Origin of the sequence: Streptomyces sp. NPDC017993 (assembly GCF_044328065.1) — a bacterium.
GTDB lineage: Bacteria > Actinomycetota > Actinomycetes > Streptomycetales > Streptomycetaceae > Streptomyces.
Genome location: NZ_JBIRGO010000007.1, coordinates 1 through 21,852, shown reverse-complemented (window position 1 = coordinate 21,852; position 21,852 = coordinate 1). Strand labels below are relative to the sequence as shown.

At 70.7% G+C, this 21,852-nt stretch carries 20 protein-coding genes and 1 riboswitch; of the genes, 5 read left to right on the top strand and 15 right to left on the bottom strand.

The annotated features are described in order from the left end of the window. Positions 1-6 precede the first annotated feature (6 nt). Positions 7-1,803 carry an AMP-dependent synthetase/ligase gene (locus ACH4FH_RS14235; protein WP_398556101.1) on the top strand — a complete coding sequence of 599 codons (1,797 nt, stop codon included), beginning with the start codon at positions 7-9 and terminating at the stop codon, positions 1,801-1,803. 64 nt (positions 1,804-1,867) lie between these two features. Here the strand turns inward: ACH4FH_RS14235 and ACH4FH_RS14230 are convergent, their stop codons facing one another. Further along, positions 1,868-3,010, bottom strand: a complete 1,143-nt coding sequence (locus ACH4FH_RS14230) for a glycosyltransferase family 4 protein (protein ID WP_398556100.1) — start codon at positions 3,008-3,010, stop codon at positions 1,868-1,870. Between the two features lie 254 nt (positions 3,011-3,264). On the opposite strand from ACH4FH_RS14230, the gene ACH4FH_RS14225 reads away from it, so the two are divergent. Further along, complete coding sequence (locus ACH4FH_RS14225; RefSeq protein WP_398556400.1) at positions 3,265-4,632, top strand: glycosyltransferase 87 family protein; 1,368 nt, start codon at positions 3,265-3,267, stop codon at positions 4,630-4,632. A 22-nt stretch (positions 4,633-4,654) separates the two neighbouring features. Here ACH4FH_RS14225 and ACH4FH_RS14220 read toward each other — a convergent pair whose 3' ends face one another. From ACH4FH_RS14220 to ACH4FH_RS14200, 5 genes are all read right to left on the bottom strand, one after another. Continuing rightward, positions 4,655-6,040 carry a hypothetical protein gene (locus ACH4FH_RS14220; protein ID WP_398556099.1) on the bottom strand — a complete coding sequence of 462 codons (1,386 nt, stop codon included), beginning with the start codon at positions 6,038-6,040 and terminating at the stop codon, positions 4,655-4,657. Positions 6,041-6,091: 51 nt separating this feature from the next. After that, positions 6,092-7,132, bottom strand: coding sequence for an NlpC/P60 family protein (locus tag ACH4FH_RS14215; protein WP_398556098.1), 1,041 nt, complete (start codon positions 7,130-7,132; stop codon positions 6,092-6,094). Positions 7,133-7,353: 221 nt separating this feature from the next. Next, positions 7,354-8,379 (bottom strand): NlpC/P60 family protein, encoded by a 1,026-nt coding sequence (locus tag ACH4FH_RS14210; RefSeq protein WP_398556097.1) that lies wholly within the window; start codon positions 8,377-8,379, stop codon positions 7,354-7,356. A gap of 292 nt (positions 8,380-8,671) precedes the next feature. After that, positions 8,672-10,045: an NYN domain-containing protein gene (locus ACH4FH_RS14205; RefSeq protein WP_398556096.1), complete on the bottom strand. Its 1,374-nt coding sequence runs from the start codon at positions 10,043-10,045 to the stop codon at positions 8,672-8,674. A gap of 18 nt (positions 10,046-10,063) precedes the next feature. Further along, entirely contained in the window at positions 10,064-10,303 is a 240-nt protein-coding gene (locus tag ACH4FH_RS14200) for a hypothetical protein (protein ID WP_398556095.1), read from the bottom strand. A gap of 195 nt (positions 10,304-10,498) precedes the next feature. Here ACH4FH_RS14200 and ACH4FH_RS14195 point away from each other — a divergent pair, with 195 nt between their 5' ends. Continuing rightward, on the top strand, positions 10,499-11,257 hold the full coding sequence (locus ACH4FH_RS14195; RefSeq protein ID WP_398556094.1) for a rhomboid family intramembrane serine protease: 759 nt from the start codon (positions 10,499-10,501) through the stop codon (positions 11,255-11,257). Then, on the top strand, positions 11,254-11,535 hold the full coding sequence (locus ACH4FH_RS14190; protein WP_398556093.1) for an Lrp/AsnC family transcriptional regulator: 282 nt from the start codon (positions 11,254-11,256) through the stop codon (positions 11,533-11,535). The genes ACH4FH_RS14195 and ACH4FH_RS14190 overlap by 4 nt, the downstream gene beginning before the upstream one ends. A gap of 40 nt (positions 11,536-11,575) precedes the next feature. Here ACH4FH_RS14190 and ACH4FH_RS14185 read toward each other — a convergent pair whose 3' ends face one another. The 6 genes from ACH4FH_RS14185 to ACH4FH_RS14160 form a co-directional block, all read right to left on the bottom strand. Continuing rightward, positions 11,576-12,958 carry an aminotransferase class V-fold PLP-dependent enzyme gene (locus ACH4FH_RS14185; protein WP_398556092.1) on the bottom strand — a complete coding sequence of 461 codons (1,383 nt, stop codon included), beginning with the start codon at positions 12,956-12,958 and terminating at the stop codon, positions 11,576-11,578. A 170-nt stretch (positions 12,959-13,128) separates the two neighbouring features. Continuing rightward, a riboswitch (SAM riboswitch) is annotated at positions 13,129-13,246 on the bottom strand. Positions 13,247-13,331: 85 nt separating this feature from the next. Then, on the bottom strand, positions 13,332-14,396 hold the full coding sequence (gene trpD / locus ACH4FH_RS14180; RefSeq protein ID WP_398556091.1) for an anthranilate phosphoribosyltransferase: 1,065 nt from the start codon (positions 14,394-14,396) through the stop codon (positions 13,332-13,334). Positions 14,397-14,534: 138 nt separating this feature from the next. Further along, a complete protein-coding gene (locus tag ACH4FH_RS14175; RefSeq protein ID WP_398556090.1) occupies positions 14,535-16,172 on the bottom strand; it encodes a cytochrome bc complex cytochrome b subunit in 1,638 nt (545 codons plus the stop codon). Next, positions 16,169-17,233, bottom strand: a complete 1,065-nt coding sequence (locus tag ACH4FH_RS14170) for a Rieske 2Fe-2S domain-containing protein (protein WP_398556089.1) — start codon at positions 17,231-17,233, stop codon at positions 16,169-16,171. Before ACH4FH_RS14170 ends, ACH4FH_RS14175 begins: the two co-directional genes overlap by 4 nt. Then, complete coding sequence (locus tag ACH4FH_RS14165) at positions 17,230-18,039, bottom strand: c-type cytochrome (RefSeq protein ID WP_398556088.1); 810 nt, start codon at positions 18,037-18,039, stop codon at positions 17,230-17,232. Before ACH4FH_RS14165 ends, ACH4FH_RS14170 begins: the two co-directional genes overlap by 4 nt. A gap of 74 nt (positions 18,040-18,113) precedes the next feature. Further along, a complete protein-coding gene (locus ACH4FH_RS14160; protein ID WP_393892223.1) occupies positions 18,114-18,734 on the bottom strand; it encodes a heme-copper oxidase subunit III in 621 nt (206 codons plus the stop codon). 280 nt (positions 18,735-19,014) lie between these two features. Between ACH4FH_RS14160 and ACH4FH_RS14155 the strand changes: the two genes are divergently transcribed. After that, the gene (locus tag ACH4FH_RS14155; RefSeq protein WP_398556087.1) at positions 19,015-19,416 is read left to right on the top strand and encodes a hypothetical protein; all 402 of its coding nucleotides are present in this window, start codon (positions 19,015-19,017) and stop codon (positions 19,414-19,416) included. A gap of 19 nt (positions 19,417-19,435) precedes the next feature. Here the strand turns inward: ACH4FH_RS14155 and ACH4FH_RS14150 are convergent, their stop codons facing one another. The 3 genes from ACH4FH_RS14150 to ACH4FH_RS14140 form a co-directional block, all read right to left on the bottom strand. Beyond that, the gene (locus ACH4FH_RS14150; RefSeq protein ID WP_398556086.1) at positions 19,436-20,698 is read right to left on the bottom strand and encodes an Ig-like domain-containing protein; all 1,263 of its coding nucleotides are present in this window, start codon (positions 20,696-20,698) and stop codon (positions 19,436-19,438) included. 135 nt (positions 20,699-20,833) lie between these two features. Then, a complete protein-coding gene (locus ACH4FH_RS14145) occupies positions 20,834-21,232 on the bottom strand; it encodes a cytochrome c oxidase subunit 4 (protein ID WP_398556085.1) in 399 nt (132 codons plus the stop codon). After that, a partial coding sequence (locus ACH4FH_RS14140) for a cbb3-type cytochrome c oxidase subunit I (protein ID WP_398556084.1) occupies positions 21,229-21,852 on the bottom strand: 624 nt, incomplete at its 5' end. The genes ACH4FH_RS14140 and ACH4FH_RS14145, both read right to left, overlap by 4 nt.

The window sequence follows — 21,852 nt, the reverse complement described above, 5'->3', positions numbered from 1 at the left end:
GCAGTCTTGCGCGAGTTCAGCCTTCCGGCCCTGTACGAGGTCCCCGCGGACGGCAATCTGACGGATCTCATCCGCCGAAATGCCGCGCAGCACCCGGATGTTGCGGTCATGGCACGCAAGGTGAACGGTGAGTGGCAGGACGTCACCGCCACCACCTTCCTCGCCGAGGTCCGTGCCGCGGCCAAAGGCCTGATGGCCTCCGGCGTCCAGCCCGGTGACCGGGTGGGCCTGATGTCCCGCACCCGCTACGAGTGGACGCTGCTGGACTTCGCCATCTGGAGCGCGGGCGCGATCACCGTCCCGGTCTACGAGACCAGCTCCGCCGAGCAGATCCAGTGGATACTCGGCGACTCGGGCGCGGTGGCCTGCCTGGTGGAGTCCCCCGCGCACGAGGCCGCCGTGGAGTCGGTACGCGACCGGCTGCCCGGCCTGGAGAACATCTGGCAGATAGAGCGGGACGCCATCGCACGGCTGCGGGCCGCGGGTGACGACATCGCCGACGAGGAGGTGGACGCGCGCAGCGCGCTCGCCGACGCCGACTCCCCCGCCACCATCGTCTACACCTCCGGCACCACCGGCCGCCCCAAGGGCTGTGTGCTCAGCCACCGCAGCTTCTTCGCCGAGTGCGGCAACATCGTCGAGCGGCTGCGCCCGCTGTTCCGCACCGGCGATTCCTCGGTGCTCCTCTTCCTCCCCATCGCGCATGTCTTCGGCCGGCTGGTGCAGGTCGCCTCGGTGATGGCCCCCATCAAGCTGGGGCACGCACCGGACATCAAGCACCTCACCGACGATCTCGCCTCCTTCCGGCCGACGATGGTCCTGGGCGTTCCGCGGGTCTTCGAGAAGGTCTACAACTCGGCGCGCGCCAAGGCCCAGGCCGACGGCAAGGGCAAGATCTTCGACAAGGCCGCGGACACCGCGATCGCCTACAGCCGCGCGCTGGAGACCCCCGAGGGCCCGGCGCTCGGCCTGAAGGTCAAGTACAAGGTCTTCGACCGGCTGGTCTACGGCAAGCTGCGCGCCGTCCTCGGCGGCCGCGCGACCCACGCCATTTCGGGCGGCGCCCCGCTCGGTGAGCGTCTGGGCCACTTCTTCCGCGGCATCGGCTTCACCGCACTGGAGGGCTACGGCCTGACGGAGTCCTGTGCGGCCACCGCCTTCAACCCGTGGGACCGGCAGAAGATCGGCACCGTCGGTCAGCCGCTGCCCGGTTCCGTGGTGCGCATCGCCGACGACGGCGAGGTGCTGCTGCACGGCGAGCACCTGTTCTCGGGGTACTGGAACAACGAGACGGCCACCCAGGAGGCCCTGTCCGACGGCTGGTTCCACACCGGCGACATCGGCACCCTCGACGAGGACGGCTACCTCGCCATCACCGGCCGCAAGAAGGAGATCCTGGTCACCGCGGGCGGCAAGAACGTCGCGCCGGCCGTGATCGAGGACCGTATTCGGGCGCACGCCCTGATCGCCGAGTGCATGGTCGTCGGTGACGGCCGGCCGTTCATCGGCGCGCTGATCACCCTCGACGAGGAGTTCCTGCCCCACTGGGCCGAGGAGCACGGCCACCCGGCCGATGTGACGCCGGCTCAGGTCGCCGAGGACCCGGAGCTGCTGGCCGCCGTGCAGCGCGCGATCGACGACGGCAACTCCGCGGTCTCCAAGGCCGAGTCGGTGCGCAAGTTCAGCATCCTGCCGACCCAGTTCACCGAGGAGTCCGGCCATGTCACGCCGTCGCTGAAGCTCAAGCGGAACGTCGTGGCGAAGGACTTCTCCGAGGACATCGAGGCGCTCTACCGCGGCTGAACCGGCCCTCCCGTGCCGTCTGCCCGACCGGTGCCGCCGCAGAGGCCGCACCGGTCGGGGTTCGTTACAGCAGCTCCTTGAGGCGCTCCGCGAGCAGGTCCCAGCGCCACTTCTCCTCCACCCACGCCCGGCCGCGCTCGCCCATCCTGCGCCGCAGCTCCGGGTCGCGGAGCAGGGTGACGAGCCGCTCGGCCGCGGCCGCCGGCGAGCCGCCGGGCACCACCCAGCCGGTCTCGCCGTCCAGCACCGCGTCGGGTGCGCCGCCGGAGTCGCCCGCCACCACGGGCAGACCGGTGGCGGACGCCTCCAGGTAGACGATGCCCAGGCCCTCGACGTCGAGCCCGCCGCGGCGGGTGCGGCACGGCATCGCGAAGACATCGCCCGCGCCGTAGTGCGCCGGCAGCTCCTCCCAGGGCACGGCGCCGGTGAAGCGCACCGCGTCCGCCACGCCCTTCTCACGGGCCAGGGCGCGCAGTTCCTTGTCGTACGGACCGCCGCCGACGATCAGCAGTACCGCGTCGGGCACCTCGGCCAGGATCGCGGGCATCGCCGCGATGAGCGTGTCCTGTCCCTTGCGGGGCACCAGACGGGAGACGCACACGACGACCGGCCGGCCGGCGAGCCCGAGGCGGGCACGCACCGCGTCGCCGCCCGAGCCGGCGTGGAAGGTCTTCTCGTCCACGCCGGGCGGGAGCTGCACCATCCGCGCGGCCGCCTCGTCGGTGAGCGCGCCGGCGATCCGCGAGCGGGTGTACTCACCGAGGTAGGTGAGAGTGTCGGTGCCCTCGCCGATCCGGCGCAGCAGCTGCCGGGCGGCGGGCAGCTGCGCCCAGCCCGCCTCATGGCCGTGCGTGGTCGCCACGATGCGGCGGGCGCCGGCCGAGCGGAGCGCGGGCGCCATCAGCCCGAGCGGCGCCGCCGCACCGAACCACACCGAGGAGCAGCCGTGCTCACGCAGCAGAGCGGTGGCCCGCCGGGTCACCCGCGGGGTGGGCAGCAGCATCGTCGTACGGTCGCGGATCACCGGGAACGGCTGGTCGGCGTCGAAGGCGGCGGTGGCCTCGGCGCCCTCCCTGCCACGCTTCCAGGTCGAGGCGTACACGACGACCTGGGTGGGGTCCAGGCGCAGCGCCATGCTGTGCAGAAAGGCCTGGATACCGCCGGGACGGGGCGGGAAGTCGTTCGTGACGATCAAGGTCTTGTGCACGATGGTCTCTCGGCGGTCGGGGCGTCGGGCGGTCCGCGCGGCGGGCCCGGCGGGTCGGGCCCGACAGTACCGCTTCGCCCGCGGGCGACAGCGGGCTGCCCGCCTGCCGCGGGAGGGGGCGCTCCCGCCACGCCGGGCACCTGTTCTACGGTCGTGACCGGCCACTACAGGCATCATGCAGTCAGGCGGGACCAGTGATCCATCATGCAGTCGGCAGCGCCGGCGGCCACCGGCGGACGACCGGCGAGGTGACGATGACCAGCACCAGCACCAGCGCCGGGCCGCGAGGGCGGTGGCTGCCGGTCGTGGCCTGGGCCGCGACCCGCGCCGTGCTCCTGCTGTGCGCCGAGAGGGTGCTGGTGCTGCCGGGCCCGGATGTCACCAGCGACATCACGGTGATCTACCGGGGCTGGTTCGAGGTTCTCAAGACCGGCACCTTCCCGCTGGACGACGTCACCTGGCAGTACCCGCCGGCCGCCGCCCTGGCCGTGCTCGGCCCCGGCCTGCTGCCCTTCCTCGACTACACCTCGGCCTTCTTCGTCCTGGTCCTCCTCGCCGACGCCGCGGCCCTGGCGCTCTTCCTGCGCGCAGGCCGGCGCCCCGGCAACCGGCAGCTCGGTGCCTGGGTGTGGATCGCGGGCGTCGCGCTGCTCGGCCCGACCGCCTACGCCCGCTACGACCTGATGGTCGCGGCCGTCGCCGCCGCGGCCCTCTTCGCCGCGGCCCGAAGGCCCAAGGTGGCGGGCGCGCTCATCGCGTTCGGCACGCTGCTGAAGGCGTGGCCGGTGCTGCTCCTGAGCGGGGCGGCGGTGCGCGGCCGGCGGGCGCGCTCCCTGTGGCTGACCGCGGCCGGCACCGCGGCCGCGCTGACCCTCGTCTTCGTGACCGCCGCTCCCGGCGCGCTCGCCTTCCTGACCTTCCAGCGGGACCGCGGTACGGAGATCGAGTCGCTGGGTGCGCTGGTCTTCCATGTCGCCCGGCACTTCGGCTGGACCGGCGAGGTGCTGCTGAACTACGGCTCGGTGGAGTTCCTCGGGCCGGGTGTCCCGTTCGTCAGCACCCTCGCCCAGCTGCTGACCGCGACGGCCCTGGGCTGGCTGCTGCTGTGGCGGCTGCGCGCCCGGGAGTTCACCGCCTCGACGCTCGCCGACGCCGCCTTCACCGCCACGCTGCTGTTCACCACCACGAGCCGGGTGATCAGCCCGCAGTACCTGCTCTGGCTGGTGGGCCTCGCGGCGGTGTGCATGACCGCGCGGGCCGGCCGGCAGGCGCTGCCCGCCGGTCTGGTGCTCCTGGCCACCGGTGTCACGCTGCTGGAGTTCCCCGTCTGGTTCGGCCATGTCGTGGCGAGCGACTGGCTGGGCGTCGGCGTGCTCGCGCTCCGCAACGCACTGCTGGTAGCCGCTTCGCTGATCGCCTGCCGTCGGCTGTGGGTGTCGACCGGCGCGGGCCGAAGGACCGCGCCCGCGAAGGGCTCCCCGCCGGACGGGGAGAGGGCGGCCGGGGAGCGAACCGCCGCCACCGAGCCCGGCGCGGACGCGGACCGCTGTACGTCAGTCGCCTCGGCGCCGTCGCCCGCCCCGGGAAGCGCGGACCCGTCCCGGACCGCCGGCACAAGCTGACGGACGCGGCGCCGGCACCTGCTCAGCGCAGCTGCCTCTTCACGTACGCCCGCCATCGCACCGTGAACTCCGCCAGCCCGACGCCCAGCTGGGAGCGCATCGCGCGGTCGAGGCGGTCGGCGCGAGCAGGCTGCCGCTTGCCGTCACCCGCCTCGGAGGGCGCACCCGCCGCGGACCCTTCCGCCGTCGGCGCCTGGGTCGCCTCGATCGGGGCGGCCGCGCTCCCGGCGACCGCGCCCCTGCTCCTGCCCACCTCCCGGTAGAAGGCCATGAGCTTCTTCTCGCCCCATTTGCCGGCGATCATCCGGCAGGCCAGCCAGCCGCCCTCGTACGCCTTCGCCAACCGGTCCGCGCCCGCCTCGAAGCGGAAGTCGTCGTCGGTGGGCAGTCGGGCGGGGATCCGGCCGGTCGCCACGGCACGGGAGAGCTCGGGCGCGGCGGTGGCGACCTTACGGCGCGTGCCGCGGTAGGCGACCCAGTCGGCGAAGCCCTCGGAGAGCCACAGCGGGGTGGTCTGCGTGGTGACCGTGCGGGTGGCGACGTGGGTGGTCTCGTGGGTGAGGACGACCGCCCGGCCGAGGTCGTTGAGCTCTTCGTAGGCCTCCGGGTTGACGATCACCCGGTCCGCCGGCGCGCTGGTCGCGGCGCCCGCCTCCCCAGTCGTGACGGCCGCGATCCCCTCGTATCCGGACGGGTCGTCGCTGCCCAGCAGCTGCGCCATCCCCACGACCGAGTCCGGAGCCTCCACCACCACCTTGCGCGCCCACTTCCCCCGCCAGGCGGCGGCGACCGCGGGCACCGCCGCGTCGACCCGGTCCGCCAGCTCGCGCAGCCGCCGCGGCTCGGCTGCGCCGCCGAGAACCAGGCTGTGCCGGCCGTGGACGATGCGTACCGGGCCCTGGTCCCACAGCTGACGGGGGCCGGTCCGCCCGGCCGCCGCGCCGTCGGTGTCCGACGAGATCCGCCAGCGGCCGTCACGCTCGCTCAGCGTGAGGTACTGGAGGGAGGCGACCGGGACGGTGTCGTAGCCCTTCAGGCGGTAGCTCAGCCGCACCTTCGCGGCCAGCCGCTCGCCGCTGCCGCCCCCCGGGAGCGGGAAGGCGCCGGTCGAGACGAGTTCGTAGTGCCAGTCGGCGAGCGGTACCGACCCGAGGTTGCCGAACAGCTGCCGCTGCCGGGCGCGGTAGGCGGCGGCCCGCGGGTCGACGGACTCCAGGAAGGCGGCGGCGTCCCGTCCCTCGACGGCCCGCGCCCGCGCGTCGAGCATCCGCTGGACGTCCGGGAACCGGTCACGCGAGGCCGGCGCCGGCGCGCAGCCGACGAGCTGGGCGAGGAGCGCGAGCAGCAGCGCGGCGCAGCCCGCCGGCACGGCTCGCGGCCGCGTCCGTATCGCCCGCTGACCTGACATGCGGCCGATCGTATGTGCGGCCGGGCCGGGGCAACACCGCGGGGATCCGCCTCAGGGCCGGGTGATGGACGAGATCGGCATCATGCCGACGGGGTCGTAGCGCACCCGCGCTCCGGGGTAGGGCGCGTGCACGACCTGACCGTTGCCGACGTACATCCCGACGTGGCTGGCGTCCGAGCGGTAGACGACCAGGTCTCCCGGCTGCGCCTCGCCAAGCGACACCTGCCGCCCGGCGCCCCGCTGCCCCTGGGACGTCCGCGGGATGGAGACGCCGGCCCGGCCGTAGGCCCATTGGGTGAGTCCGGAGCAGTCGAAGGCCGAAGGGCCCGAGCCTCCCCAGGAGTACGGGGAGCCCACGACGGCCCGCGCCGCGGCGACGGCCGCGGCGGCCCGCCCCGAGGACGGCAGGACCCCCGAGAGGTCCGGGAGGATCCCGTCCCGCCCGAGGGCCCTGGAAGCCCGGTCGTAGGCCGCTCGCACGTCCGCGGGGAGCCCGTTCAGCATCCGCCGCGCGGCGGCGAGCTTGCCCTGCACGGCTTTCTTGTGGCGCGCGACCGTCTTGCGGCCGGCCTCCAGATCGGCCAGCCGGGCGACGGTCTCCCGGCGCTGCTGTTCCAGGGCCCGCTGGGCGACCTGGAGTTCGTGCAGCTCGCCGGCCTGGCTGCGGTGGAGCCGGTCGAGCGCCGAGGCCTTCTCCAGGTACCCGTCCGGCCCTTCCGAGAGCAGCAGCTGCAGGGTGGGATCGATGCCGCCGGCGCGGTACTGGGCGGCGGCCAGCACGCCGAGCCGGCCGCGCATCCGGTTGACCCGCTCCTGGGCGCGGGCGGTGCGGTCCTGCAGGTTCGTCACCTGGACGCGGAGGCTGCGGGCCCGCTCGTCGGCGCCGTTGTACTTCTCGGTGGCGCGCTCCGCCTGGTCGTAGAGCTCGGTGAGCCGCGAGGCCGCCGAGCCCCGGGCGGCGGCGGGGCCGTCCGCGGGGTCGGCGGCGGCCGGTGCCGGGGAGAGCGCCGCGGCCGCCAGGGCGGCCGACAGGACGGTGACTCCGGTGAGGGTGACGGGGCCGGGCTGCGAGGTACGGCGATGGGACACCACGAGGGCCGCACTCCTTCCGTGTGCAGCCCCTGCCGCCCGGGAGGGCGATCGGTGACCGGCAGCTGCGAGGGCAGACAGTAACCGCGCCGGTCCACCCCGGCCAAAGACCTGCGCCCGTACGCAAAAAGCCGCCCCGCCGGTGACTGTGCAGGTCACCGGCGGGGCGGGAAGTCAGCGGCGCAGGCCGCAATTCGCCCGTTCGGGCGGCAGAGCGGGGCGGTTCAGACGCGGACCCCGAACATGAACGGCATGTTGTTGATCGACTCGTAGCGCACGGCCGCGCCCGGCTTGGGGGCGTGCAGGACCTGGCCGTTGCCCGCGTACAGGCCGATGTGGTGCAGGTCGCCGTAGAACAGCACCAGGTCGCCCGGCTTGAGCGCGTCCTGACCCTGGATCCGGGTGCCGGCGTTGGCCTGCTCCTGGGAGGTGCGCGGCAGGGACTGGCCGGCCTGCTGGTAGGCCCAGGAGGTCAGTCCCGAGCAGTCGAACGAGGACGGGCCGGTGGCGCCCCAGACGTAGGGCGAGCCTATCTTCGCCTGGGCGGCGGACAGGGCGGCCGCACCGCGCTGCGAGGCCGGCACGTCGCTGCCGAGGTCGATCCGGGAGTTGCTGCGGTTGGCGCGGTCCTCCTTGGCCTGCAGCGCGGCGCGCTCCTTGGCCGTGAGGGTGTTGAGCAGCTCCTGCGCCTTGCCGAGCTTGCCCTTGATCTCGTCCTTCTTGTCACCGAGCGCCTTGCGGGTCTCGGTGAGGTCCTCGATCTTGCTCGCGGCCTCGGAGCGCGCCTGGGCGAGCCGGCGCTGCTTGTCCGCGATGGTCTTCAGCTGCTCGGCCTGCTTGCCGCTCAACTGGTCGAGGGTGGCGGCCTTCTCGAGGTAGGAGTCCGGGTCGCCGGAGAGGAAGAGCTGGACGGAGGGGTCGATGCTGCCGCTGCGGTACTGGCCGGAGGCGACGGCGCCCAGCCCCTTGCGCAGCTGGTTCAGCTCACCCTGGCCGCGGGCGACCTTGTCCTGGAGGCCCTCGACCTCCTTCTGGAGCTTCTCCTGGTCTTCCTTGACGCCGTTGTACTTCTCGGTGGCCTGCTCCGCCTGCTCGTAGAGCTTGTCGACCTCGGACTTGACGTCCTTCTTCGTCTGCTGCGGATCGGCCTGGGCGGCCTGCGACGAGAGGGCGACGGCCGCGGCTGCGGTCGCGGTCAGCACGGTCACACGAGTACGGCTCGGCTGCTTGGGTCGACGGTGGGACGCCACGAAGGCGAGCTCCTTCTTCCTCCAGCCGCCTACCGGGAAGTGGGGGGGGTGAGACCCCGGCTCCGCGTGAACGCTGCGGACTCGGCGGTTCCTTCACTGTTCATCCCGGTTGGATGATCACTTGCATGAAGGTTCGAGGCCTGACCTTAGTAACCGAGTTGTGATCGCTTCAAATCCTCACGGGAAAAAACTTCGCCACACGCCCAAGCTTTACCAACATCACACGGGCAGTAATGGGCAATTGACGCTCAGATACGGATCGGCACGCTTTTCCCGCCGGATTCCGCTCGACTCAGGTCCGCGCAAGTCGCTTGAGGAGCAGGGCCGATGCGACCGGCCGGGCGCCGGCCTTCGCCACTCCGTCGGCCACTTCCCGGTCGGTGGAGACCACGACGACCGGCCGGCCGGGCGGTTCGGCCCTTACGAGCTGACGAATCAACTCATCTGCCGTTACGCCCGGTTTGCTGAACAAAACCCGCACCCCGCGCGGCGGCGCGAGCAGCACCGGCGCCGCCAGCTCCGCACCGTCGAAGACGCAGGTCATCTCCGCGCCGGTCTGAGCCGCGAGCACCGCGAGCCCGCCCAGCAGCCGCAGCCGCTGCTTGTCCAGCGGCATCGTCGGATAGCCGGTCTTGGTGACGTTGTAGCCGTCCACGACCAAGTGCGCCTGCGGCAGGGCCAGAAGCTGGTCGAGCAGCGCCGGATCCATGTCCGAAAGCGCCCGGGTCGCGACATCCTTCGGCGTCATCTGGCCCGGCGCCACCGCCTCGACGGTGTCGGCGGGGTGGACGCTGGCGGGCGGCAGCGCCAGCTCGCGGCGCAGCCCCTGAGCCGCGTCCAGCACCGTGTCCAGGAGCAGCCGCAGCCGCATGTCCTCGACGCTGCGCCCCTCGCGGGCGGCCCGCCTGCTGGTCTCCAGGGACGCCTCGGTCTCGGCGATCCGGGCCTTGAGGCGGCGCAGCTCGCTGTCCGCCGCGGTCTTCTCCGTGGCCGCCTGGGAGCGTCCGGCCTCCAGCTCGGCCTCGGCCTTGCGCACCGCCGCCTCGCCGCGCTTGACATCGCTCAGCGCGCTGCGCAGCTTGCGCTGGAGCGACTCGTTCTCCTTGCGGGCGGCGTCGAGGTCCACCCGGACCCGGTCCGCCTCCGTACGCGCCTCCGTACGGGCCTGCCCCAGCTCCTCACGGAGCCTGGCCAGCTCCCGCTCGGCCTCCTCACCGGCCCGCTCGGCACGGGCCCGCTGGGCCTCCTCGCCGGCCGCGGCGACGAGCTTGACCCAGCCGTCCGGGCGCAGGACGTAGGCCGCCGCCGCGACATCCAGCGGGTCGGCGGCGGCGGGCGGGGTGCCGTGGTCCAGGGCGGCGGCCAGTTCGGGCTGGGCCTCGCGGAGCTTGCCCCCGATCCGCTGCCGGAAGACCGCGTCGCTCTCCAGCGCCGCGGCCATCGCGTTACCCGCGAACTTGGCCCGGCGGGACGGCGTGAAGCGGGCGTACTGCCGTAGCGGCGGCGGGAGTTCGGAGACGGTCAGGGCGCCGAACGAGTCCGCGGCGAGCGCCACGACGCGGTGCCGGACGCCCTCGGGCAGCGGGCGGTCGAGCACGTCGTCGGCCGCACCCTCGGATGCGGCGGCATGCTCCACTCCCGGCTCCCCTTCTGGACGCTCCACCACGGCTGCATCGCTCCGATCTCAGGCGCTCGCGCCCGGCCGGTCCACCAGCTCGATCTGGTCGACCGCGTTGCACCAGCGGCAGCGCACGGACTCGATGCTCTCACTCAGGACCTCGCGCTCCTCCACCTTCGGCTCCCCGGCCAGGTCGAGGTGGAGGTACTCCACCACCTTGGACCGGCGGGTCACATCGAAACGCGTGAGGTTGCCGCAGAGCGTGCAGCGCCACCGGGTCTCGGCCGTCGGAAGCGGAACAGCCATCGTGTCGTCCTCTTTCGTGCTCGTCGTGCTCGTGCAGTTGTGCGGTTTCACGCGGTGCGCCGTCGGACTGCGGAAGTACGCAAAGTACTGCCTGTAACCCTACGGCCTGACGGGGGGCCGGTGCGGGTCCGCCCAGGAGCCGGGACGCGGCGAGGCACTCTGTCCCGATTGCCCGCATTGCGCCATGATCACTTCATGACGGCGCCGTCCCTGTTCCCCGGAGTCCCCCGGCCCCCGCACCCGACCCGATCCCTCGCCACGGTGTTCTCGCGGGTCACGAATGTGCTGATCGGCGTGTGCTGCACGGTCTTCCTGATCGGCCCGGCCTCCGGCTTCAACCGGATGTACGGCATGGGCGACGCCCTGCTCCAGGCCCAGACCGCCTACTTCGAGCGGTGGGGCGTGATCCCCGTCGACCTGTGGAGCGGCTCGGCCGCGGCGCTGGCCACCCCGCTCAGTGCCCTCTTCGTCCACGGCAGCTGGCTGCACCTGCTCGGCAACATGCTGTTCCTGTACGTCTTCGGCGGGATGACCGAGGCGCGGATGGGCCGGCTGTCGTTCGCCGCCTTCTACATCGCCACCGGCTATCTGGCCCTGCTCGGCTACGCGGCCGCGCACGCGACGTCCGCCCAGACCCTGGTGGGCGCGTCCGGTTCGATCTCCGGGGTCCTGGGGGCCTTTCTCTACCTCTTCCCCAAGGCCCGGGTGACCAGCCTCTTCCCGTTCCTGTTCTTCCTGCCGCTGCGCTTCCCCGCCTGGATCGTGCTGCTGTTCTGGTTCGGCCTGCAGTGGCAGGCGGCGCGGCACGATCCCGGCGGCCCGGGGGTCGCCTACCTCGCCCATGTGGTGGGATTCGCGCTCGGGTTCCTGTACGCGTGGGTGCGCTACGGGAGAGATAGTGTGGAGGCCAACCGGGGGAACGCACCGGCGACCGAGGGAGAGAGCCAGCCGTGATCACGTCGATCGTGCTCATCAAGACCAGCGTGGACCAGATCCCGGAGATCGCCGAGAAGATCGCCGCGCTGGAGGGTGTCAGCGAGGTCTACTCCGTCACCGGTGCGCACGACCTGATCGCGATGGTGCGGGTGGCCGCGCACGACGACCTCGCCGAGGTCATCCCCGGCCGGATCAGCAAGGTGCCCGGCGTCGCCTCCACCGAGACGCACATCGCCTTCCGCACCTACTCCCAGCACGACCTCGAAGCGGCCTTCGCCATCGGCCTGGACGCCTAGGGAGCGTCCGGCCGGCGGCGAAGACCGCCCGGTCCCGCCGTCAGGCGGACGTGTCGGGCACGCAACGCCCGTCCTCGGTGCGGTAGTTCCAGCGCGCACCGTCCGCCACCAGTTCCTTGACGGCCCGCACGAACCGCTCGACGTGCTCGTCGGGCGTCCCCGCGCCGAAGCTGACCCGGATGGCGTTCAGCGACCGCTCCCCCGGCGCCGCCTCCGGCGCACCGCACTCGCCCGGCTCCTGCGGTTCGCTGCCCAGCAGGGTCCGCACGAGCGGGTGAGCGCAGAACAGACCGTCGCGGACGCCGATGCCGTACTCGGCCGACAGCGCCGCCGCGAAGTGCGAGCTGTTCCAGCCCTCGATGACGAACGACAGGACGCCCACCCGCGGCGCATCCTCCCCGAAGAGCGAGAGCACCTTCACCTCGGGCACCTCGGCCAGGCCCTCCCGGAGGCGGGCGATCAGCGCCTGCTCGCGGGCGACCAGGCTCTCGAACCCTGCCTCGGTCAGCGCCTGGCAGGCGGAGGCGATGGAGTAGGCACCGATGACATTGGGCGAGCCGGCCTCGTGCCGGGCCGCGGTGGTGTGCCACTCGACGTCCACCCCGCCGTCCGCACGCCGCGAGACCTTACGGCTCGCGCCACCGCCCGCGAGGTACGGCTCCGCGGTCTGCAGCCAGTCCGCGCGGCCGGCCAGCACTCCGGCGCCGAACGGGGCGTACAGCTTGTGCCCGGAGAAGGCGACCCAGTCCACGTCCAGGGCGGCGATGTCGATGGGGTGGTGCGGCGCGAGCTGTGCCGCGTCCAGCACGATGCGGGCGCCGTGCGCGTGCGCCGCGGCGGCCAGCTCCCGCACCGGCCACAGCTCACCGGTCACGTTCGAGGCCCCCGTCACGCACACCAGCGCCGGGCCGGTCCCTGCTGCCGCCCGGCCGGCCAGGGCCTTCTCCAGGGTCTCCACCGCCTGCCGCGGGGTGCGCGGCGCGTTCAGGTACGTCACGGCGGTGTCCGCCCGCTGCTCCCACGGCAGCAGCGAGGCGTGGTGCTCGGTCTCGAAGACGAAGACCTCGGTGCCGCGCGGCAGGGCGGCCGCCAGCAGGTTCAGCGAGTCGGTCGTCGAACGGGTGAAGACCACCTGGTCGTCGGCGCGGCAGCCGAGGAAGCCGGCGATGGTGGCGCGGCTGTTCTCGAACAGGTCGGTGGACAGCTGCGAGAGGTACCCGGCACCGCGGTGCACGCTGCCGTAGTACGGCGCGTAGCCGGCCACGTCGTCCCAGACCCGCTGCAGCGTCGGCGCGCTGGCGGCGTAGTCCAGCGCGGCGTAGTCGACCTCACCACCCGTCACGAGCGGCACCAGGATATCCCGGCCCAGAACAGGCAGCGGGGCACAAAGCGAACGGTCGGCGGCGACGGCGGAAACAGACATGGCGAACTCCCCTGGGAGATAAGCGAATTCGCTGCGAAATGGGCGTGGGCAAAAGGAGCCACGGCGGCGCAGCGCAAAGAGAAAAGGGTGCGGAAAAGGGGCCGTCGGGCCCTATCGCATTCGCTGAATCACGGAGAGATCTCCCTCGACAACCAGGATCCCTGGCGAGGGATCCGCGCTTGCCACAGACCTCGCTGCCTGCGGCCTGGTCATCACCCGGGGCACCCCGCCACGGAAGGAGGGTTGCCGGACAGCGGGCCGGGGCCTGCATCGCTGTCACTCGTGACCTGCGCAGAATCATGCCACACCGGCGGAACGGCGCAAGACCCGGTCCGAAGGACGGACCGAGTCCCGCGTCACACCGCGCGCCGGGTCAGGCGTTGCTGGCGGCCACCCAGCGCTCCAGGGCCCGCTTGGCCGCCCCCGAGTCGATCGACCGGGCGGCCTTGTCGATGCCCGCCCGGATCTGCTCCGCCAAGGGCGCGTCGGAGGGCTCCAGGGCCACCAGGGCGGCCGCGGAGTTCAGCAGCACCGCGTCGCGTACTGGCCCGGTCTCGCCGTCCAGCAGCCGGCGGGCCACATCGGCGTTGTACGACGCGTCCGCGCCGCGCAGCGCCTCCACCGGCACCAGCGGGATCCCGACGTCCCTGGGGTCGAAGGGCTCCTCGCGCACCGCGCCGTCCCGCACGATCCACACCCGGGAGGTCGCCGTCGTCGTCAGCTCGTCCAGCCCGTCGTCGCCGCGGAAGACCAGCGCCGACGAGCCGCGCTCGGCGAGCACCCCGGCGAGGATCGGGGCCATCCGGGCGTCCGCCACACCGGTCGCCTGCGCGCGGACCTTCGCCGGGTTGGTCAGCGGGCCGAGCACGTTGAACGTGGTACGGATACCCAGCTCGCGCCGCGCGGGCGCGACATGCCGCAGCGACGGGTGGAACTTCACCGCGAAGCAGAAGGTGATGCCCGCCTCCTGGGCGACCTCGGTGACCCGCTGCGGGGTGAGATCGAGGTTGACCCCGAGCTTCTCCAGCACATCGGACGCGCCGCTGGCGGACGAGGCCGCGCGGTTGCCGTGCTTGACGACCTTCGCGCCGGAGCCGGCCACCACGATCGCGGACATCGTGGAGATATTGACCGTCTTGGCGCCGTCGCCGCCGGTGCCGACGATGTCGACGCTGGGCCCGGGGACCTCGATCAGCCGGGCGTGCCGGTACATCGTCCGCACCAGCCCGGAGATCTCCGCGACGGTCTCGCCCTTGGCCCGCAGTGCCACCGCGAACCCGGCGATCTGTGCGTCGCTGGCCTCGCCCCGCATGATCCGGTCCATCGCCCACGCGGTGTCGTCCGCGGCTAGGTCACGGCCGTCGAGCAGGGCATTCAGCAGGTCCGGCCAGGTGTGGGCCGCCACGCTGTCGCCGCCGACCGGGGTCACAACGTTCATGGTCCACACTCCTGGATCGTCTCCTGCTTATGCCGTCAGCCTACCGAGGCCCCGGCAGGCCGGAGGGCCCCGTCCATTCGTCGGACGGGGCCCTCTGGGTGGCGTACTACCTGCCGTGGCTACACGGCGCTGCGGGGATCAGTGGTGGCCGTGGCCACTGGTGATCTCCTTGTACTCCTCGGCCGTCGGCTTCGGAATGACGCTGTCCTCGCCGTAGTACGACTTCGACAGCTTGGCGCGCAGCTTCTGCCCCCGCGACACCTTGCGGGCGACGCCGTTCTCGTCGACCTCGGGGCCGAGCTCCAGGGGCTTGGGCTGCTCGTGCTGCGTGAGCGTGTGCAGCTGCTCCTGGTCGAGCGGCTCGTGGACCTCGATGAACTCACCGTGCGGCAGGCGCTTGATGATGCCGGACTCGCGCCCGTGCAGCACCTTGTCCTTGTCGCGACGCTGCAGACCCAAGCAGATCCGCTTGGTGGCGATGAAGGACAGCACCGGAAGGACGAAGAAGCCGATCCGGACGAACCACGTGAGGGAGTTGAGCGACAGGTGGAAGTGCGTGGCCCAGAGGTCGTTGCCACCACCGATCAGCATCACGAAGTACGCGACCAGCCAGGCGACGCCGAAGCCGGTGCGGTTCGGGACGTTGCGCGGACGGTCCAGGATGTGGTGCTCGCGCTTGTCGCCCGAGATCCAGGACTCCACGAACGGGTAGACCGCGATGGCGACCAGGACCAGCGGGAAGACCACGATCGGGATGAGCACACCGAAGTTGACGGTGTGGCCCCAGAAGTTCCACTCCCAGCCCGGCATCACACGCACCAGACCCTCGGCGAAGCCCATGTACCAGTCGGGCTGGGCGCCGGTGGACACCTGGTCCGGCCGATACGGGCCGATCGCCCACACCGGGTTGATGCTGGCGATCGCGGAGATCACCGAGATCACACCGAAGACCAGGAAGAAGAAGCCTCCGGCCTTGGCCATGTAGACCGGCAGCAGCGGCATACCGACGACGTTGTTGTTGGTCTTGCCGGCACCCGGGAACTGCGTGTGCTTGTGGTAGAAGACCAGGATCAGGTGCGCCACCAGCAGGCCGAGCATGATGCCCGGCAGCAGCAGTACGTGCACCGTGAAGAACCTCGGGATGATGTCGTGCCCCGGGAACTCCCCGCCGAAGATGAAGAACTGCAGGTACGAACCCACCAGCGGCATCGCCAGGATGACGCCCTCGATGAACCGCACGCCGGTGCCGGAGAGCAGGTCGTCGGGGAGCGAGTAGCCGGTGAAGCCGGTGAACATGCCCAGCACCAGCAGCAGGAAGCCGAAGAGCCAGTTGACCTCACGCGGCTTGCGGAAGGCGCCGGTGAAGAACACCCGCATCATGTGGACCATCATCGCGGCCAGGAAGACCAGGGCCGCCCAGTGGTGGATCTGCCGGATGAGCAGTCCGCCCCGGACGTCGAAGCTGATCTCCAGCGTCGACTCGAAGGCCTGCGTCATCCGGACCCCGTGCATGGGCACGTAGGAGCCGTGGTAGACGACCTCGGCCATGCTCGGGTGGAAGAACAGCGTCAGGTAGACACCGGTCAGGATGATGATGATGAAGCTGTAAAGCGCGACCTCACCCAGCATGAAGGACCAGTGGTCCGGGAAGATCTTGCGCATGTTGGACTTGGCGAGGCTGTAGATGCCCAGCCGGCCGTCCGCCCAGTCGGCGACCCGTTCGCCCGCGGGCGCTTTGCCGCGGCGCGTGGTGGTCGCGCTCGTCTCGTTACTCATCCGCGCTCCCAGAAGCTCGGGCCGACGGGCTCACCGAAGCCGCTTGCGGCCTCCAGGAAGCCGTCCTTCTCCGTGATGTGAAGCTGCGGCAGGGCGTGACCTGCCGGACCGAAGATCACCCGGCCGCCGTCGGAGAGGTCGAAGGTCGACTGGTGGCACGGGCAGAGCACGTGGTGCGTCTGCTGCTCGTACAGGCTGATCGGGCAACCCACGTGGGTGCAGATCTTCGAGTACGCCACGATGCCCTCGTGCGACCAGGACAGCTCGTGCTTGTCCTTGATGTTCTGCGGCTGAATCCGCACGAGCATCAGGGCGTCCTTGGCGATCTGCTGGTTGAAGTCCTCGTCGTGCTCCTCCAGGCCCTCGGGCTTGGCGAAGGTGAGCGAGCCGACCGCGATGTCCTCGGGACGGAGCGGGAGGTTGGTCGACTGGTTGACCAGCCGGACGCCCTTCTTCCAGCCGGTGGTGCGCAGCTTCGTCCCGGGCAGCGGGCCGAGGTCGCGCAGCAGGACGACGCCGGAGAGCGGCACCAGGGCCAGCGCGCCGAACATCGTGTTGCGGATCAGCTTGCGCCGGCCGAACTGCGACTCCTTGGCACCCTGCGCGAAGTCCGCCAGAACCTTGGCCTTGACCTCGGGCGGGGCCTCGATCGGGTGCCGCTCGTCGGCGACCTCCTCGTCCGACATCAGCGTGCGGGCCCAGTGGACGGCGCCGGCGCCGATGCAGAAGAGCGCCACACCGAGGGTCATACCGAGCGCGAAGTTCAGCGCGCTGATGTGACCGATCGGCCAGATGTAGACGATCTTGTCGATCGGGAAGATCACGTACGAGGCGATGAAGCCGACCGTGGCGAGCATGGACACCAGGAACAGGAAGGCGACGGCACGCTCGGAGCGGCGCGCGGCCTTGTCGTCGATGTCCTGGATGCGGTGCTCGTGAGGCGGCAGGCCCGGGTCCGCGAACGGGTTGCCCGCCGTCTCCACCGCGGTGTCGTGAGCCGTCTCCCGCTCACTGGGAAGGGTTTCTTCCGGCACGTCTTGGTGTCGTCCAGTCTCACTCATGACTTCTTGGCCTTCGTAGTCCGGGCAGCGACCCAGATGGCGACCGCGATCAACGCACCAAGGCCGAAGACGTAACCGAAGAGACCCTCACTGACCGGCCCGAGACCGCCGAGGTCCAGGCCTCCGGGGCTCTCGGATTCGTCGCCGTTGACGGCGTCGAGGTACGCGATGATGTCCTTCTTGTTTTCCTTCGTCAGCGAGCCGTCACCGAACGAAGGCATGTTCTGCGGGCCGGTTTCCATGGCCTCGTAGATGTGCTTCGGGTCCACGCCCTCGAGCGTCGGTGCGTACTTCCCGTCGGTGAGGGCGCCGCCCTTACCGGTGAAGTTGTGGCACTGCGCGCAGTTCGTGCGGAACAGCTCGCCGCCCTTGCCGATGTCGGCGCCGTCGGGGCTGTACTGCTCCTTGTCCGGCACGGTGGGGCCGGCGCCCAGCGACGCGACGTACGCGGCCAGCTGGTCGATCTCGGCCTGGTTGTAGATGTTCTTCTTCCGCGGAACCTGGGCGCCCGGCTGCTGCGCCGGCATGCGGCCGGTGCCGACCTGGAAGTCGACGGCGGCAGCGCCCACGCCGACCAGGCTCGGGCCGTCGGAGGTGCCCTGACCGCCGGTGCCGTGGCAGCTGGCGCAGCCCACGGCGAAGAGCTTCTTGCCCTCCTTGATGGCAAGGGACTGGGCGGTGTCATCGGCCTGAGCCTTGTCCGCCGGCGCGAACGCGGCGTACAGCCCCCCAGTGACCGCCAGCGCGAAGAGTAGGACGACGAGCGCCGCCAGCGGATGGCGCCGTCGTGCGGAGAGCTTTTTCACGGATTACCCCGGTGTCAGGATCTTCTGCGTCGATGCTTTGGCTATGTCTGAAATGCGAGTCCGGCCTGGACCGGTTACTTGATCAGGTAGATCGTGGCGAAGAGGCCGATCCAGACGACATCGACGAAGTGCCAGTAGTAGGACACGACGATGGCCGCGGTGGCCTGTTCGTGGGTGAACCTCTTGGCCGCGTACGTCCTGCCCAGGACCAGCAGGAAGGCGATCAGACCGCCTGTCACGTGCAGTCCGTGGAAGCCGGTGGTCAGGTAGAACACCGAGCCGTACGGGCCGGACGAGAGCGAGAGGCCCTCGTGCTTGACCAGCTCCGTGTACTCGAAGACCTGACCGCCGATGAAGATCGCACCCATGATGAAGGTGATCACGAACCACGTTCGCAGCTTCTTGACATCACCGCGCTCGGCCGCGAAAACACCGAGCTGGCACGTCAGAGAGCTGAGCACCAGGATGGTGGTGTTCGTCGCGGAGAACGGAAGATTCAGCGCATCGGCGGATTCCTTCCAATACTCGGCCCCGGTCACCGATCGGAGGGTGAAGTACATCGCGAAGAGGGCCGCGAAGAACATCAGCTCGGAACTCAGCCAGATGATGGTTCCGACGCTGGTGAGGTTCGGCCGATTGACCGACGGGTGCGCGTGCCCGGTTTCTACTGTCGTTGCTGTCGCCACGACCGACATTATGTCGGTCGCTTATCCCGCCCTCACTCCGGGGGGTGCCGTTCGGTGTGTCAAGGACGTATGCCCTGCTCGTCCGGCCCATTCCGCAGGTCGCTCGAAGGAGGGAAGCGACACCTCCGCGCCGGCCCCCCGGCCGCCTTGCGACCGGTCCTGACGGGCCGTCGGGCAGATCTTGGATCCGTCCGAACCCTCCTGCGAGCGCCCGGTCCGGGAGTAGCATCCGTCCCCTACCTACGGTGGGCCTCTCCCATCCTGTGCCGCGACGAAGCGTGGAGGAACGATGCAGCCGACTGCCACGGTGCTGGTCTACAGCGACAACGCCCACACCCGGGAGCAGGTCCGGCTGGCGGCCGGCCGGCGCCCCGCCCCCGACGCTCCGCAGATCGAGATCCTGGAGTGCGCCACCCAGGCCGCCGTCCTGGAGGCCCTGGAGCAGGGCGGCATCGACGTCTGCGTGCTGGACGGCGAGACCGCGCCCGCGGGCGGGATGGGCGTCTGCCGGCAGATCAAGGACGAGATCTTCCGCTGCCCGCCGGTGCTGCTGCTCATCGGCCGCCCCCAGGACGCCTGGCTGGCCACCTGGAGCCGCGCGGACGCCGCTGTGACGCACCCTGTGGACCCGGTGGCGTTCGCGGACTCCCTCGCGTCCCTGCTGCGCCGCAAGCTCCTCACGCAGGCCTGAGCGGCCCGCTGAGGGGCCCTCAGACCTGCGGACGCAGCCGTGCGGCATCAGCGGTCCCCCGCTGCTGCTCAGCCGCTCCTGTGGTGGTGGACGCCTTGTTCTTCAGCGCGCTGCCGTCCCGCCATTCCTTCCAGGGCATGTTCCAGTCGCCGAAGCCGTTGTCGAATGCGGTCATCGACTCGCCGTCGCTGTTGACGACCTTGACGATGTCGCCGACCCGCACCATGTTGAAGAACCACTCCGCGTTGCCGGTGGACATGCCCGTGCAGCCGTGGCTGACGTTGGCGGCTCCCTGGGAGCCCACCGACCAGGGCGCGGCGTGCACGTACTCGCCGCTCCAGGTGACCCGGGTGGCCCAGTAGACCGGCAGGTCGTAGAAGTCGGAGGCGCCGATGCTGGCGCTGGTCATCCGGACGAAGCTCTCCTTGCCCAGGATCACCTTGACGCCGTTGCGGGTGTCGTAGCCGGGCTTGCCGGTGGTGACCGGGATGGTGTTGACCTCTTTCCCGTTGCGCAGCACCGTCATCTGGTGCGACCCGGCGTCGGTGATGGCTTCGATCCGGTCGCCGGTGGTGAGCCGAACGGGTTTGGCCGGGCCGCCGTAGAGCTTCTTGGTGATCTTCAGCCCGTCCAGGTTGCTGTGCACCGCGATGGTGGCGTGGGCCGGCCAGTAGTCCTTCGGCCGGAAGTGCAGCGACTTGCCGTCCACCCAGTGCCAGGAGCCCTCGACGCGCGGCGCGGAGTCCACCTTCAGGGCGCTCTCGATGACGGCACGCGCCTTCGGGTCGTTCACCGGCTTGCTCAGCTCGGCGGTGACCGGCTGGCCCACGCCGTAGTCGCCGCTGTCCGGGCCGAACTTGACGCTCAGGCGGTCGTCGGCGTCGGTGGTTTCGACGACGAGGGTCTTGCGGCCTGGCGCGCCGTCCTCGTCCTCGGTGCTCACCCGCACCGTGTAGCGGGTACCGGCGGCGAGCGGCACAGTGGTGCGCCAGCGCCTGCCGTCCGCGCTCAGTTCGCCGCTGATGTAGCGGCCGGAGGCGTCGGTGGCGGTCACGTCCGTGATCCGCGCCTCATCACCCTTGACGGTGACCTCAAGCGGCTTGTCGGGATCCGCTTTCTGCTTGCCGTCCGGGGTGTTGGCCGAGATCTGGTCGGCCGCGTCGTAGGGCTTGGCGGAGAGCGGTTCCGACGACGAGCCCCCGCAAGCGGTGGCGCTCACCGCAAGGGGCACGAGCAGGAGTCCGCAGCTCAGCACCGTCCGGGTTCGAGGTCTGTTACTCATGACCCAAAAATATGAAGAATCACCTGTTTCAGCGCGCTGGAGGACTGCAAATGGGGTCCACCTCAAGGCGCAAAAGGGGCGGGCCCGGACACCTGTTGGGGTGTCCGGGCCCGCCCGTACGGCCTGTGGGCCGCGTTACTGCGTGCGGTTCTCACCGCGGTAGTACTCGAAAACCCATCCGAAGAGGCCGACGAGGATCACCGGGACGGAGAAGTAGAGCAGCCACCAGCCGAAGATGACGCCCATGAAGGCGAGCGCGCCACCGATGGCCAGGGACAGCGGCTGCCAGCTGTGCGGGCTGAAGAAGCCCAGCTCGCCCGCGTCGTCCGAGACCTCGGCGTTCTCGTTGTCCTGCGCACCCGCGTCCACCCGCTTGGCCGTGAAGGCCAGGTAGTAGCCGATCATGATGCACAGGCCGAAGGCGAGGAACAGTGCGGTGGTACCCGCGGGCTCCTTCGACCAGACGCCATAGACGACCGCCATGGCGAGGACGAAGACAGCGAGCCAGATGAACATCTTGCCCTGGATCTTCACTTGCCCTCCTCCTTGCCGCCGATGACGGCCTTGGCGACCTCGGAGCCGTGGGGCTTCTCCAGCTCCTCCAGAGCGGCGATCTCCGGGTGGTGGAGATCGAACGCCGGGGATTCGGACCGGATGCGCGGCAGCGTGAGGAAGTTGTGCCGCGGCGGCGGGCAGGACGTCGCCCATTCGAGCGAACGGCCGTAGCCCCAGGGGTCGTCGACCTCGATCTTCTCGCCGTACTTCGCCGTCTTCCAGACGTTGTACATGAAGGGCAGGATCGACAGGCCCAGCAGGAACGAGCTGATCGTCGAGATGGTGTTCAGCGCCGTGAATCCGTCGGCGGCGAGGTAGTCCGCGTAACGACGCGGCATGCCTTCGGCGCCGAGCCAGTGCTGGACGAGGAACGTGCCGTGGAAGCCGATGAACAGCGTCCAGAACGTGATCTTGCCGAGCCGCTCGTCGAGCATCTTGCCGGTGAACTTCGGCCACCAGAAGTGGAAGCCGGCGAACATCGCGAACACCACCGTGCCGAAGACGACGTAGTGGAAGTGCGCCACCACGAAGTACGAGTCCGACACATGGAAGTCCATCGGCGGCGACGCCAGGATCACACCCGTCAGACCACCGAACGT